Source organism: Streptomyces sp. NBC_01571, from assembly GCF_026339875.1.
In the GTDB taxonomy this organism is placed as follows: domain Bacteria; phylum Actinomycetota; class Actinomycetes; order Streptomycetales; family Streptomycetaceae; genus Streptomyces.
The window spans coordinates 1-14,637 of record NZ_JAPEPZ010000006.1 but is presented as its reverse complement, the minus strand read 5'-3'; the positions used below and the strand labels follow the sequence as shown (position 1 = coordinate 14,637).

The window sequence follows — 14,637 nt, the reverse complement described above, 5'->3', positions numbered from 1 at the left end:
AGTGTCAAGCCGCGGGGGCAAGTTGGACTGGGAACGCGGTCTGTTCGTCGAACAGTTCGTGTTTCTGGAGGCAGTGGTAGAGCTGGCCGATCATTCGGTTAAAGAGATTGCGCTGGGCGGCTGCGTGCCAGTCTCCGTGGTCGTCACGACGCCGCCGGTAGTGCGCTTTGGCGCCGGGCGAGGCGGTGATGGCGGAGAACGCCCAGAGGTAGCCGACGTGGTTGAGCCGGTCGTTCTTGACCCATCGACGGGTGATGCTCGACTTCTTGCCGGAGGCCCGGGTGATGGGCGAGGAGCCCGCATACGCCTTGAGGCCGCGGGCGTCGGCGAATCGTGTGGGGTCGTCCCCGATCTCGGCGAGGACCCGGGCGCCGAGCTGGGTGCCAAGCCCGGGGAAGCTCAGGATCACGTCAGCGTCCGGGTGCTCGGGGAAAGTCTCCGCCACCGCCTTGGCGAGGTCGTCGGTGGCGGTGCAGGCGGCCTCCAGTTGGCGCAGGAGGGCGAGCATCTGCTGGCCGAGCGCGTCCTCCAGCAGGGGTGGCTGGTGGGCGAAGTCGCCGCGGAAGACTTCACGGATCCGCTCGGCCTCGGCCTCGATGCCGCGTTTGCGTCCGGCCCGCCTGAGTGCGCCGTCGATCTGCGTACGGGTCATTTTCGCGGCCTTGACCGGGGTCGGTGCGGCCTTGAGGAGCTCGCGGGCTTCAGGCCGGCACAGGCCGTTCTGCCAGGCCGCGAAGGCGTCCAGGGCGGCGGGGTAGTACTCGCGCAGCAGGGAGCGGAGCTGGTTGGCCATCTGCTGGCGGTTCCAGGTGGCGTCCTGTTGGGCGCGGGCCAGGACGGCGATCGCGCGGGCGAGGTCGGTGTCGTTCGACAGCGGCCGGTGGGCGTGCATGTCGGTGCGCAGGATGTTCGCCAGGACCAGGGCGTCGCCGGGGTCTGACTTCTTGCGCGAGACGCTGTGCCGGTCGCGGTAGCGGGCGGCGGCCAGCGGATTGATCGCGAACACCTGGCGTTTGCCCTGTCGCAGCACCGCGACCAGCAGGCCGCGAGAGGTCTCGATGGCGACCGGAATCGGGTTCTCCTCGGTATCGCCGTGCTCGGCGAGCAGGTCCAGCAGGAGCTTGTAGCCGGCCGCGTCGTCGGTGATGTGACGCTTGGCCCGTAACTCGCCGCTGTCGTCGACCAAAGCGACGTCGTGGGTCTTCTCAGCCCAGTCGATTCCGCAGTAGATCAAGATGTTCCCTCCTCATGGCACGGGTATCTGTGCTGGTCACGAGCACATGCGGGCCACGCAGCGACCTAATTCCAGGACTCGGCCCATCGGGCTGGTCCGCCACCTCACTAGCCGTTCGTGGCACCAGCGCACCACGCGGGCCTCGGTCTATGCGGGAGCTCGGGCGCTCGGGCGTATCGAGAGGTCTCCGTGTAGTGGGCTCGCACCACCAGCACCAACGAGTGATCAAGCAAGCAGTGTTGACGATGGTGGAGGCCGCGAGGACGCCGAACGCCGCCGCTCTGTTGTGAGACGTCGACGCCAGGGCCTCCTGAGCCCGGATCCACCGGCTTGATTCCGGGTTGATCGTTTCGGGGTCGTGCAGGCTGTGTCGGGGCTGAGTTGCGGATTCGGGCATGGGGCGGCCGCTGGTCTGCCCAGCCTTTCCACTTTGTCCACGGGTCTCGGGCCCATTCGGGCAGGTCGGTCAGGGAGCGTCAGAGGACTGGTGGTGCGTGCACGATGCTGAAGAGCTGGGCGAAGTCCTCCCTCCAGGGCCAGCGTTCGGGCAGGTGCAGGGTGAGGCGGCGGGCGGAGCGGGCCAGGCGGGCGGGCACGTTGATCAGGTGGTCACGGATGGTGGCGGTGGTCGCTTTGGCGTGGAACGTGGAGGCCAGGGCGCCGGCGGCGCGGGTGAGGTTGTGTGCCAGGGCTGCCAGGGCGAGCCAGGCGGCATTGGCCTGGAAATGACCGGACGGCGCGTGGGCGAAGGCGCTGTTCTTGACATCGGCGATCACCTGCTCGACGACAGCGTGCCGTCGGTGATCGCGCTCGGCATCGGCCAAGGAGAGTGGGGAGTCGGTGAACGCGGCGTGGTAGCGCCAGGTATCGAAGAGCGTGCCCTGCCCGGCGGGGACGCCACCGGCGTTCAGGCGTTTGACGCGGCGTACGATCAGACGGGCGGTGACCTGCTGCTTCTTCGGTTTGGAAGTGAAGGCGGTGTAGGGGACCTCGGCTATCTCGGCGTCGGAGATCCAGCACTGGCCCTCCTCGTCCCAGACCGCCTTGGGGTATTTGGACCCTCGGGAATTGCATCAGACGGGCGAGAAGTCGCAGGTCGCCAGCTCACAGCGACGGCTTCGCGGTCTCCGACGTTACTACGAACTAGCGGTCTGAGCAGGCATGTTGCCGAGGCCATCCCGTTTGATGCATGATCTGCCCTCCAGAAGGGATGGTCTGGAGTGGTGCATCAGCAGAAGGTGGTCCTGGCCGGGTCGGCTCGCATGGAGCTCGTGTCCGGGGTGGTTCAGCTGCGTCCGGAGGACGCGATGTTCGACGCGATGCTGCGGGGCTGGCGGGCTCAGCAGAAGTCGCGAGGGCTGAAGGACGAGACGATCGACCCCAGGGAACGGCTCGTCCGCCGGTTCCTCGAGTTCGCGAACGACTACCCGTGGCAGTGGACGCCGGCCCACATGGACGAGTGGTCTGCCTCGTTGACGAGCGAGAAGCATTTGGCGCCGTCCACGCTCCGCAGCTACCAGGGCGACATTCGGCTGTTCACCGAGTTCCTCATCGATGGCCGCTACGGCTGGGGCCCCGCCTGCGAGGAAGCCTTCGGCGCCCACCCTGTGGCGGTCGCACACGAGTGGAACACCCTGCCCCACCTGCAGGACTACGAAGGCGACCCAGAAGCACGGCCGTTCAGCCGCGAAGAGCTGCAGCGGTTCCTCGACTACGCCGACGACCAGGTCGCACGCGCCGTGAAGTCCAAGCGCAAGGGCGCCCTCGCCGCCTACCGCGACGCCACCCTCTTCAAGGTCATCTACGGCTGGGGCCTCCGCCGGACCGAGACATCGAAGCTGGACGTGGTCGACTTCGGACGGAACCCGAAGGCTCGCCAGTTCGGCCGGTACGGCACGCTCAACGTCCGCTACGGCAAGGCAAAGAAGGGTCAGCCGCCACGTCGGCGGAACGTGCTGTCGGTGATGGACTGGGCCGTCGAGGCGGTCGAGGACTACGTCGAGAACGTCCGGCCGCGCTTCGGTTTCCCCGATCACCCAGCACTGTGGATCACCGAACGCGGGGGACGCCTACAGCCCAGTTCCATCAACGACCGGTTCGAGGCATACCGGGACGCCCTAAAGCTCCCAAAAGATCTAGTTCCGCACTCAATTCGTCATTCTTACGTCACGCATCTGACCGAGGACGGGGTGGACCGACGCTTCATCCAGCAGCAAGTCGGTCACGAGTGCGACAGCTCCACGGCCATCTACACGCACGTCAGCGACGACTTCATGAACACTGCCCTGAGCAAGGCCCTGGCCCCGGCGTTCGCCGGCGTCTGACGAGGAAGGACCTGATGATGGCCGCCAAGCTCGACTATCACTGGCACCTGCGCAAGGTCATGGCGGACCGCGGGATGTTCTCCACCACCGACCTCATCCCGCCGCTGAAGGAACGCGGCATCACGCTGTCGTCGAGCCAGGTCTACCGGCTCGTCGTCGAGCGGCCCGAACGCCTCAGCCTGAAGATCCTCATGGCCCTGCTCGACATCCTCGACTGCACCATGGACGACCTCATCGAACCCATCGCCGCTGCCGGCTCCGCGACGAAGCCGAAGAAGGCTGCCGCAGGCGGGACGTCGGTCTCCGAAGGAGTAGGCGATCTGCGGCCCCGGCGGGCCCGGATCAGCGGAGTCGACCGGTGACCGGTCTTGCCGAGGAGGTCGTCGCGGATCCGGTCGGCCTGGTCGTGCGGCTGGTCGGGAACGTCGAAAAGCACCTGCCCGCCGAGCGTGTCCGCGACATCGTCCTCACAGTCGTACGCGCACGAGCGGGCCGCCGCAGCCTCGCCCAGGCCCTGCACGACGACCCGTCGCTGCTGCGGACCGGCCAGCCACCGGCGCCCTACTGCGTCGCAAAACTACTGATGTCCCTGCACGACGCCGGCGCCCAGGACGTCGCACTGCCCCGCTGCGGCGAGTGCGGCCGCGCATGCCGCTACGTCGGCAGCAGCACCGGAGGACGATGGGGCTGCTCACCCTGCTTCGACAAGCCAGCCATCTGCGCGGGCTGCCACGAAGAACGACGCGTCGTCAGCCGGGACCGCAACGGCGAGCCCCGTTGCCAGAACTGCCCCGACACCGACGGCGATCCGATTCGGGAACTCACCGAACTCATAACGAACCTCGATCCCGCACTCGATGCCGACGCGATCCTGACCGCGCTCGGATGCGCCACCGTCCGGCCCGCCGGGCAGCGCCGCCTGGCCTGGGCCGTCGTCGCCCGCCCCGAGCTGCTGACCGGGGCCGGTTACGAAGCCCCTACTCCTGCTGCCCTGCGGTTCATCGATGAGCTCGTCGCGGCCGGGGCGACCAAGGTCGTCCGGCCGGCCTGCCCGCGCTGTTACGGGGTGAAGGCACTGTCCAAACTGCTGGAGGGCAAGAGGATCTGCCGGGCCTGCTTCGCCCGCCACGCGGCCGTCCCGTGTTCCGGCTGCGGCGCCGTGCGTGAGCCCGCCACCCGCGACTCCGAGGGCCGGCCGCTGTGTCCGAACTGCATGATCAGACAGCCCGACAACCTGGAGGAGTGCGTCGGCTGCCGCCGACGCATGCCGGTCGCGAACCGGGTCTGCACCACCACCTGGCAGCTCAGTCCCCGCCCCTGTCAGCGATGCGTCCTCGACCAGCAAGTACGCGACCTCCTCGGCAACGCCACCGGAGCCCTCCGTCCCGAACTCGCCCCGTTTCGCGAGGCATTGACGAGTGCCGAGCGCCCGGACGTCGCCATCGCCTGGGTCTCCCGCTCGAAGGCCCGCGACCTCCTCGAGCGCATAGGACGCGACGAAAGGCCCGTCACCCACGAGGTCCTCGACGAACTCCCCCCAGGCAAAGTGCTGGCCCACCTGCGCAGTGTCCTGGTCGCGACCGGCACCCTCCCGCCTCGTGACGAACGGCTTATCGCCCTCGAGAAATGGATCGCCGAGACAGTCCAGGCCCGCACCGATCTCGCCGAGCGCCGGATCCTGCACGGCTACGCGGTCTGGCACCACATGCGTCGGCTCCGACGACGCCTCGGCGAAGGCCACGCGACTCGACTCCAGGATCTGAACGTTCGCTGCCACGTCACCGCAGCCGACAGCTTCCTCACCTGGCTCAACAGCGAAGGGCTCACGCTGGGGACCTGCACCCAGCCGGACCTGGAACGTTGGATGGCCGATGCCACGGTCAGCTACCGCGACGAGACCGGCCACTTCGTGCGCTGGTCGGTACAGCACCGGCATGCCCGCGGACTCACCTACGGCACCCTCCGCTGGACAGGCCCACAGGGCGTCATCGACAGCGAGAAACGCTGGGCCGACGCCCGGCGCCTCCTCAACGACGACACACTGCCGACCCCAGACCGCGTCGCCGGACTGCTGCTGATCCTCTACGCACAGAAGATCGCCACCATCAGCCAACTCACCGTCGACGACGTCCACATCGACGGGGACACCGTCTCCATCACCTTCGGCACCTCGCCAGTCGTCCTCCCCACACCACTGGCCAGCCTGGTCCGCGAGCTCGTCACGACCCGCCGCGGCAAGGCCAAGATCGGCACCCCGGACGACGTTCCCTGGCTGTTCCCGGGCGGCCATCCAGGGCTCCCCCTCACCGACAGCCAGATCGGCAAACGCCTTCACCGAATTGGGATCCGGCCCAAACAGGACCGTTCCACCGCGCTGTTCACTCTCGCCACCGAAGTCCCCGCCGCGATCCTCGCCCGGATGCTCGGAGTCCACATCAAAGTCGCCGTCCAATGGCAGCAAGCATCAGCCGGGGACTGGGCCGCCTACGCCTCAGACGTCGCCCAGCGGAACCGTGACCAGCACAACTCGAAAGCCCAACCTTGACCGACCCGAAAGCGAGACTTCCCGTTATGACCAGTACGAACACCCCTGTCTTTCACCAGATCGTCCGCCCGCACGAGATCACAGCAGAACTGAAACGCGAACTGATCGACTGCTGGATCACGGTCACCAACGCCGGCGGGGCCGCCGGGTTCCCCTTCCCGCCCGTCGACACAGACCACGTCACTCCCGTCGCCGACCGGCTCATCGCCGACCTCGATCCCGATAGCAGCCGACTCCTCCTCGCCCCTCTCTGTCAAAGTAGATCGAGTCAGGCATACTGGATGATTCATTGAGTCGAGGGCGGAGAAGGAGTAGTGCCCGGGTGGCCAGCACGAATGACCACGGGACCCCTGATCCGCAGGTAGAAGCCCGTTCGACCGGTCCGCGCCGGTATACCGCGGAGTACAAGGCGAGAATCCTCGCGGAGTACGAGACGTTGGACAAGAAGGACAAGGGCGCTCTGCTGCGGCGGGAGGGTCTGTACTCGTCGTTGATCACGACGTGGCGGCAGCAACGGGACAAGGGCGCCCGGGACGCGCTCGCCGCGTCGGCCGGACGGCCGAAGGCGGACCCGAGGGACAAGGAGATCGCGAAGCTGAAGGCGGAGAAGGCCCGCCTGGAAGCCGACCTCGCGAAGGCCCGCACCGTCATCGAGGTCCAGGGAAAACTCTCCGCGCTGCTCGACCAGTTCGCCACGGACAGCGCCCCGAACAGGAACGGCGAGAAGAACCGGTGACCGGGGCCCAGTTCGCGGCCGTGGCGTTCAACACCGCCCGCAACCAGGCTCTTGAAGAGCTCACCGGGCTGGTCGGACGCGTCCAGGCATGCGCCGCGCTCGGCGTGAGCCGTGCCACCTACTACCGCCGACACCGCCGAAGCCCCGCCCCGGCCAAGCCGCGGCCAGAACGGCGCCGACACCCCCGCGCTCTCGCGCCCGAGGAGGAGATACGGGTCCTCGATGTGCTCCATTGCCCGGAGTTCGCCGACATGGCGCCCGCCGAGATCTACGCGGTGCTCCTGGACCGGGGTGTCTACCTGTGCTCGGAGTCGACGATGTACCGGCTCCTGCGACGGCACGGCGAGGTCCGTGAACGCCGCCGCCAGGCCGTCCACCCGCCCCGGACCGTTCCCGAGCTGGTCGCCGAGGGCCCGAACCGGGTGTGGAGTTGGGACATCACGAAGCTGAAGGGGCCGGTCAAGGGCGTCTACTACTGCCTCTACACGGTCATCGACATCTTCAGCCGCTACACGGTCGGCTGGATGATCGCCGCGCACGAGAACAAGGACCTCGCGGAGCGGTTCCTGTCCGAGTCGATCGCCAAGTACGGTATCGAACCAGGACAGTTGACGATCCACTCGGACCGCGGGTCCCCGATGGTCGCGCAGAACGTTGCCCAGATGATGGCCGGTCTCGGCGTCACCAAGTCGCATTCGCGGCCGAAGACGTCGAACGACAACCCGTACAGCGAGAGCCAGTACAAGACCCTGAAATACCGGCACGACTTTCCCGAGCGTTTCGGATCCCTCGAGGACGCCCGGGCGTGGTGCACCCACTTCTTCACCTGGTACAACGAGGAGCATCGGCACTCCGGAATCGGCCTGCACACGCCCTACGACGTGCACTTCGGTCTCGCCGAGCAGCTCCGCGAGATGCGTGCCGACGTCCTCCAGGCGGTCTACGCGAAGCACCCCGAACGCTTCGTCCGCAAACCACCCGAGCCCCCCAAGCTCCCCGCAGCGGCCTGGATCAACCAGCCGGCACCAGACGGCCCACTGATCCCAGCACAGCGTTAAAACGATCTACCTGCCTTGATCGCTTTGACAGGTTCCGCGCCGTCATCGACGGCAGCCTCGCTGGCTGGCTGAACATCCGCCGCGACATAAGCCCGGTCGTCGCGCACTGGGGCACCATCAACCACCTCCAGAGCCACACCAGTTTCCGCGGTCGCTCTATCGGCACTGCGCTGATGAACCGGGCCCGTGAGATCGCCCGCGACGAGATGAACCTCAAGCAGCTGCACCTCGCTGCACGGGGCGGGGTCGGGCTCGAAGACTTCTACGGCCGTCTCGGCTGGAAGGAGATCGGACGATGGCCTGGCGCCCTTCGGCTCGCTCCAGATGACGACCGCGACGAGATCCTCATGATCCTGGCGCCGCTGTGATCCGTTCCCGCCTCCCCGCCGGGAGGGTATTCGGACGGTTCCAATACCCGACTCCACCATTAATCGGCGTCCAGGCGTCCTCGTCGATGCGGGCGATGGCGGCCTTGACGGAAGCGTTCATCCGCACCGTGACCGAGAAACGGGCGCCCAGCGTCCGGCAGGCATTGATGACGTCGGCGCCGTAGAACGCGGAGTCCGCGCGCATCACCAGCAGGCCACTGGCGCCGCAGGCACGGGCGGTGCGGATGGTCTCGGCCACGAACGCCGCCGCCCCGCGTGCGGAGTTCGAGGGCCCTTTGCGCAGCCTGGTGGCGGCGATCACGGGGGCGGACAGGGGTGTGGAGACGATACCGAGCAGTGCGTTCAGGCCCTTGACCTTGCTGTATCCGTACCCGGTGCCTTGTTTGGCGTAGCCGTAGGTGCGGCGGATGGTGTCGTCGATGTCCACGTAGGCGGCCTGGTCCGCGCCGGGCAGCAGTGGGGTGTGACGGGCCAGTTCGGGCAGGAACCGGCGGGCCACGGCGTGCAGTTGCTTCACATGCCCGTGCGTGAAGGAGCGCAGGAACGACCCCAGCGTGGAGGGGGCCCGCACTCCGCAGAACAGGCGGCCCATCGCGCCGTGCCGCAGCCGGTCCATGTCCTCGACGCTGTCGGCGCCCGCGACCATGCCGCCCACCAGCGACATCAGCTTCGCCGCGGGGAAGGCACCGGTGCCGTCCTTCGAGGCCGGCAGACGGATGTGCTCCCCGGCCAGAGCCGGCAGACCGCACCGCTCGGCCAGCCGCACCACCGGCTCCAGCCCGCCGTACGCGATCAGGTTCGGATCATCAAACGCGGATGAGACCGCCGCCGCGGCATGGGAAGATCGCATCTCGGAAGTGCCTTGCCGATCGTGCCTGATGTGGTCCTAGAGAAACCCCATCATCGCAGGTCACAAGGCACTTCTTCGTATCCGGAAGAACTATCCACAGGCATCAGCCGGTGGATCCGGGCTGAGGCGTCCGTCCGGCGCCCACGTGACCACCACCATGATCATTGGCCCTCACCGCTCTCCCTGGAGGGCTCGCAGCCAGGAAGACGTAAGGCGTCGTGCTCCAGATGCTCACGAGTACGGTCGCGCGCCGCTCTCAGTGGAGGCCTCATCGGCCAGGGTCCAGAAAGGCGTCACGGTCCCGCACTCGAACAGTCCGGCGCGGGCGGTCCCCGCTGCTGGAGCTGTTAACAAGGAATTAGGGCCTCCTGGATCGCTCGTTGGCATAGACACCCTCTGAGCTACCAAGAGGCCCTGCTCTCATGCCCGGCGCCGACCGCAATCACCCGATCGAGACTCCCGTTCGAAGCGCATCTCTCAAGATCGAAAAGACAACAGCTTCTGATCGTCAGCGAACTGCAGGGCGGCCGGTACGTCGAAACGGTCACCGCCCTCGCCGGCACCACCACCCACATCGCTGCGCCGTTCCCGGTGGACATCGACCCGGCCGGCCTGGCCCGCCAGCAGGGGTCAAGGGGTGCCGATTCCCCTACCAAGTCCCCTACCGGCACCCCCACCTGGTCGTGTGCGATCTGTCCAGGTCAGACCCCTTGACCAGCCCCGACCAGGCTCCCCGGCGACCCTCTGACGCTCCTCCAACCTGCCCTGCCCCCTGAGAAAAGAGGCGGGGGCAGAACAGGGCGGAGGAGCGGCAAGGGGGCCGGGGCGGGGCTGCCCAGTTCCGGCCCGGGTCAGCGATCCGGATCCCTATCGCCTGGCCCCGTGGCAGGCAAAGCCCGCGCGCATGAGCTCATCCGTACGCAGCGGCACCTCAATAGCGTTCAAGTCGTCTCCCTGTGATGCGGGTGGTGGTCGGTGCACGACAGTCCTCGGGAACGTCGCTGGTGAGCGTGCCTCAATGGGTACGGCCGTACTGGGACTGCAGACGGCTGACCAGACCAGTGATTTCCGTCGGCGTGAACACGGTGACATCCGGCAGGTCGGATTCGGTGATGGCGACCTGCCACCGGCCGACGGTCGTCCCGGCCCACCTCGACGGGCGGCTCCGCGATCCAGTCCGAGCTGATCCCGCGCCTCACCACAACGCCGATGAGTGCCGAATACGACGGCATGAGCCCCAGCAGAGATCCGGGAGTCATCAGCAGATCCGCCAGCGCCTCGATCGGGTCATCGCCTCGCACTCCCTCCGAGGTGAATCTGAACTGGCCAGCACCGGCGTCCGTCAACGTCACTGCCAGGTACTTGCAGTCCTCGTAGCGCTCCCACGGCGGAATCTTCCAGAAGAAGGTCATGAGCCTCATCCTTCCCCCGACGCATTGGAGTGAGGGCGACGGTGAAGCAGCAGCGGTCCGGATCGGTGCCAGGCAGCGACTCTGCGGCCTCGACCATCATGGTGCGTAAGGCTTGGTAGAGGGTGAGCAAGGCCCACGTCTCCTGCTCGATGCCTGCCGGGTCGCCCGAGCGGAGGTTGCTGCCGTTCATGATCGTGTGGCGGAGCGCGTAGTACGCGGATTCGTGTTCCCACCGCTGGTGATAGAGACCCACCAGGGCGGTGGCGGGGTGACGGCGGGCGTCGGTCAGGGTGGTGACCAGTCGGTAGGACCCGGTGAAGGATGTGCCGTCCGCGCAGGTCACGGCGATCTGTGCGTCGATGATCCGCACTTTCACGGTGCCGATCACCGACAGGTAGGAGCCGTCAGCGAGGCGGGTGAGGACCGGCGTGCGCCGGTTGCTGCGGAGCCGGCCCAGGACCTGGGCGCCGGTGTCGGTGACCTGAGCGAGGAAGGCGTTGCTGTCGAATCCTTTGTCCCACAGCACCAGCATGTCCGGCCGCAGCAGATGCAGCAGCCGGCCGGCGTAGCTCGTCTCGCCCTCGGCGGTGGGGCCGAACACCGCGCCGACCAGGGCCCGGGTGCCGGTCTCGACCAGCGTCATCAACTCCAGTGTCGGATAGCCATGATGCGAAGTCCTGCCCAGCCAGGCCCGGTTCCGTTCGGAATCGGGCACCCTCAGCGAACTGCAGCCGTCGAACGACACCGTCCGGTACGGACCGAAACGCACACCTGGCGTCGTCGGACGGGCCAGCAACCCGGCCAGTACCTCGAACAACGCCCGCATCGGCGCGCTGCCGATCCGCCGGCGCAGGTCACGTAACGCCTTCGCCGACGGACAGGCCACTGGCATCCCGGACAGACCCGCGGTCAGCTTGTCCCAGACGAGGCGATAGCCGACCTCGGGGAACAGGCACATCGCCAGCAAGAAGTAGACCCCGACCCGCGACGGGAGATCACGCAGCCGCTGCTGCACCGTCCTCGTCTCCGCAAGGACCGCGTCCACCAGCTCGAACGGCACGACGGCGGTCAGTTCCCCCAGATGCCCTGGAGCGAACCGGCCCGCAGCCACGGTGACCGTTCGGGTGATGGCCGTCAGCGGAGACGGCAGGACACAATGACGGGGCAACGGAGCTCCTTCGGGACAAGCTGTCCTGGTCGACTGCCTGTACCAACGAGCTCCGTTGCTCTGCGTCGGGAGTCCTTCAACTGGCTTGCGTGACCTGCGAAAACGCTAACTACCCGGCCTTGTTGTGTCCTGAACGCGAAAGGGAGAAGCATGTAGGAACTCTTCGTGTAGCGATGCTGTACGGAGGATGAAGGTTTGGCCCTTCAAATTCGCCCTGCGGGGGGAGGATTTAAACCACCTCATGCTGCGCTAGCTGAAGACTGCCGTGGTGAACGATGAGGAAAAGGCGCCGGAAAACGGTGTCAGGTGGGGATCGGGAAGGCGAACGCAAGTGAATCGCTGCTGACGTGTCGAAAAGTAGAGTTGACATCAGAACCGGGGTGTCAAGGCAGTCCCGGGAGGAGTCTGGCGGGTGCCCGTTTATTGGCCAGGCGGTGTCCGGCATGCAGGCGACGCGAGCCCGGTCTGCGGCCTTCGTGCGGAACAGGAGAAGGCGGGTCTGGATACGTCTCCGCTGGTGAGCGGGGGAAGGGAGCGTCCCGGGCGGTCCGAAGCCGTGAGGGACTGAGTACCGATGCCAGGCACGCCGGCGGACCGGCTCGTAGTAGTGATGAAGCCCCTGTAATGGGGGTCTTCGAAGTTAGGCGGGGTTGAGGTGTCCGCGGGCTCGGCGGGTGGTGACGCAGCGTGTGCGTAGGCGCTGGCTGTCGGCATTGCGGAAGCCGAATGCGTTGCGGGCGACGAGCTTGATGACGCGGTTGATGCCTTCGCTCTTGGCGTTGCTGTGGCCGGTGTCGATGAACCCGGCGATCTCGGGCCACCAGCGGTCGACGGTGGTGGCGAGGGTGCAGGCTTCGGGGATGTCTGAGTCCGCGCACCAGGTGAGGAACTTCCATCGGGCGTGGCCTACTTCTTCGCGGTCGGCGCCGGTTCGGGCCAGGGCGAGGAGGGTGCGCAGGCTCTCCTTGGCGATCCAGGCGGTCAGCAGCGTCTGCCCGATCGGCCCCTCGTCCAGCAGCGCGTTCCACATCGTGGCGAACTGCTGGTCGGTGAGGTCCTCACGGTTGCGCAGCAGCCGTCGACGGGCCTTCCATTCCGGGTCGGTGGCGCGTCCACGCCGGCCCCGGATCTCGGCGGTGGTGCGACGCCGTACAGCAGAGAGCATCTTGTTCGCGAGCTGGACGATGTGGAAGTGGTCAACGACCACGATGGCATCGGGCAGGCCGGTGCGGATCGCGGCCCGGTAGGTGGCTGACATGTCGATGGCGACGTAGCGGATGTTCTTTCTCCACTCCAAAGGGGTGGTGGACAGCCAGGCCAGGACGTCGGCGGCGGCACGGCCCTCGACCTGCCCGAGCAGGCCACCGGCCCCGAGCGCGTCGACGAACCCGGTGTGCCACCTCTCGCGCACCAGGTGCCACTTGCCGGTGTCCGCATCCTGTTCCCAGCGCGGCCGTCCGCGCCGGGTCTCGTCGACGCCCAGCACCTCCACTTCCGGCAGCGGCGCCTCGGTGACCTCGCGGGCGGCCGCGCGGAAGGCGTCCATCACCGTCGGCCAGGACACGTGCAGGTCACGGGCGGCCTGGACCACGGTGGAAGCAGCATCCCGCACCCGCAGGGCGGCAGCCCGGCGCAGCCGGCCGGTGATCCGGGCCCCGGCCGGTATCTGCCGAACCTGCTCGGTGAACGACTTCCGCTCGCATCCGGACTCCCGGCAATACCAACGCCGCTTGCACCACACGAACTCCAATCCCCGTTCTCCGTAAGGAAGATCACGTGGACGGGTGTACACGAGGCCCTTCACATGTGACGCGAACACGCCGCAGGAGGGACAGGCCCGGGCGGCTTCGTCCGCTGTGGTCAGATGCACCCGCCGGGTGCCGTCCATCAGCCGCTCAACGCTCTCGACGGCAAGGCCGTCCAAGTCGAGCAGCACCGCCGTATCGTTGTCCAAGCCCGTGGTTTCTGGTGATCAAACTGCCGGAGAACAGTCATGATCGCCGATGACCACGGACGCCCTGCACCCACGAGCCGACCACCCCCACGCTTACCCTCCGTGAGAACCCCGGAGGACGAAGGCTCACCCACCCCGCCTAACTTCGAAGACCCGGGTTTGCGAACACAGGTAATTGCGGCGACTGGTTCCGGTAAGACGCTGATCGGTGTGGAGTCTGCGAATCGTCTTTCTGCGCGTCGTGTGCTGGTGTTGGTGCCGACGCTGGACCTGCTGATGCAGATGGCCGGCGCGTGGCGTGCTGGTGGTCGGCGTGGGGCGATGGTCGGGGTGTGCTCTCTGCGTGCTGAGGAGAGTCAGGGTGTGCCGTGTACGACGGATCCCGGCGAGTTGGTGGCGTGGACGTCGGGGCCGGATCCGGTGACGGTGTTCGCGACGTATGCGTCGGTCGGCCAGGGGGTGTTGCAGCGTGCGCACGAGGCTGGCCTGCCGGTTTGGGACCAGATGGTCGTTGATGAGGCCCACCGCGTCAGTGGTGATGCTGGCCGCCCTTGGGCGGCAGTCCATGACCAGCAGCAGATTCCGGCGGTGCGCCGGCTCTACATGACCGCCACCGCCCGTATCTGGGAGGCGGAGGGGGAGAGCCCGCGGCTGGTGGCGAGCATGGATGAGGACTCCCCCGTGTTCGGGCCGGTGGCGTACAAGCTGCGGCTGACGGAAGCGATCCGGCTCGGGCTCGTCGCGCCGTACCAGGTGCTGTGCCTGGACATCCGTGACCCGGACCTCTACGCCGCCCTGACAAGCGAGGACACCGGGTCAGCAGCCGTGCGCGGGGCCCGACTGGCGGCGGTTCAGGCGGGGTTGATGCGCGCGGCGGTGGAGGAGCGGTTCCGTCGGGTGCTGGCGTTCCACAGCCGGGTCGGTGAGGCGGAGGCGATGGCGGCCGGGGTGCCGGCGGTCGCGGGCC

The 14,637-nt window shown here is 67.3% G+C and carries 10 protein-coding genes and 2 pseudogenes; 7 read left to right on the top strand and 5 right to left on the bottom strand.

Translation table 11 applies throughout. The features are described 5' to 3' along the window. Window positions 1-4: 4 nt before the first annotated feature. Together OHB41_RS50650 and OHB41_RS50645 are read right to left on the bottom strand one after the other, a co-directional pair. A complete protein-coding gene (locus tag OHB41_RS50650; protein WP_266709378.1) occupies window positions 5-1,234 on the bottom strand; it encodes an IS110 family RNA-guided transposase in 1,230 nt (409 codons plus the stop codon). 476 nt (window positions 1,235-1,710) lie between these two features. Beyond that, window positions 1,711-2,145 (bottom strand): transposase, encoded by a 435-nt coding sequence (locus OHB41_RS50645; protein WP_266706462.1) that lies wholly within the window; start codon window positions 2,143-2,145, stop codon window positions 1,711-1,713. 309 nt (window positions 2,146-2,454) lie between these two features. Here OHB41_RS50645 and OHB41_RS50640 point away from each other — a divergent pair, with 309 nt between their 5' ends. The 6 genes and pseudogenes from OHB41_RS50640 to OHB41_RS50610 all read left to right on the top strand — a co-directional run bounded on the left by OHB41_RS50640 (window position 2,455) and on the right by OHB41_RS50610 (window position 8,265). Then, window positions 2,455-3,558, top strand: a complete 1,104-nt coding sequence (locus tag OHB41_RS50640; RefSeq protein WP_266697518.1) for a tyrosine-type recombinase/integrase — start codon at window positions 2,455-2,457, stop codon at window positions 3,556-3,558. Window positions 3,559-3,572: 14 nt separating this feature from the next. Next, window positions 3,573-3,920 carry a helix-turn-helix domain-containing protein gene (locus OHB41_RS50635; RefSeq protein ID WP_526024906.1) on the top strand — a complete coding sequence of 116 codons (348 nt, stop codon included), beginning with the start codon at window positions 3,573-3,575 and terminating at the stop codon, window positions 3,918-3,920. After that, complete coding sequence (locus OHB41_RS50630; RefSeq protein WP_266709376.1) at window positions 3,917-6,103, top strand: site-specific integrase; 2,187 nt, start codon at window positions 3,917-3,919, stop codon at window positions 6,101-6,103. The genes OHB41_RS50635 and OHB41_RS50630 overlap by 4 nt, the downstream gene beginning before the upstream one ends. 26 nt (window positions 6,104-6,129) lie before the next feature. Then, window positions 6,130-6,396 (top strand): hypothetical protein, encoded by a 267-nt coding sequence (locus OHB41_RS50625; protein ID WP_266697516.1) that lies wholly within the window; start codon window positions 6,130-6,132, stop codon window positions 6,394-6,396. Window positions 6,397-6,425: 29 nt separating this feature from the next. Next, window positions 6,426-7,897: pseudogene (locus tag OHB41_RS50615) on the top strand (IS3 family transposase). Next, on the top strand, window positions 7,846-8,265 hold the full coding sequence (locus OHB41_RS50610; protein WP_526025039.1) for a GNAT family N-acetyltransferase: 420 nt from the start codon (window positions 7,846-7,848) through the stop codon (window positions 8,263-8,265). The pseudogene OHB41_RS50615 and the gene OHB41_RS50610 overlap by 52 nt, the downstream one beginning before the upstream one ends. On the opposite strand, the gene OHB41_RS50605 is transcribed toward OHB41_RS50610, so the two are convergent. The 3 genes and pseudogenes from OHB41_RS50605 to OHB41_RS50595 all read right to left on the bottom strand — a co-directional run bounded on the left by OHB41_RS50605 (window position 8,243) and on the right by OHB41_RS50595 (window position 13,670). Then, the gene (locus OHB41_RS50605; protein ID WP_266709374.1) at window positions 8,243-9,136 is read right to left on the bottom strand and encodes an IS1380 family transposase; all 894 of its coding nucleotides are present in this window, start codon (window positions 9,134-9,136) and stop codon (window positions 8,243-8,245) included. The genes OHB41_RS50610 and OHB41_RS50605 overlap by 23 nt on opposite strands. Before the next feature lie 1,443 nt (window positions 9,137-10,579). Continuing rightward, window positions 10,580-11,716: pseudogene (locus tag OHB41_RS50600) on the bottom strand (IS4 family transposase); the annotation flags it as partial. Window positions 11,717-12,356: 640 nt separating this feature from the next. After that, complete coding sequence (locus OHB41_RS50595) at window positions 12,357-13,670, bottom strand: ISL3 family transposase (protein WP_266696430.1); 1,314 nt, start codon at window positions 13,668-13,670, stop codon at window positions 12,357-12,359. Between the two features lie 102 nt (window positions 13,671-13,772). Here OHB41_RS50595 and OHB41_RS50590 point away from each other — a divergent pair. Further along, window positions 13,773-14,637, top strand: an 865-nt coding sequence (locus OHB41_RS50590; protein WP_266709372.1) for a DEAD/DEAH box helicase family protein, incomplete at its 3' end; no start/stop codon positions are given.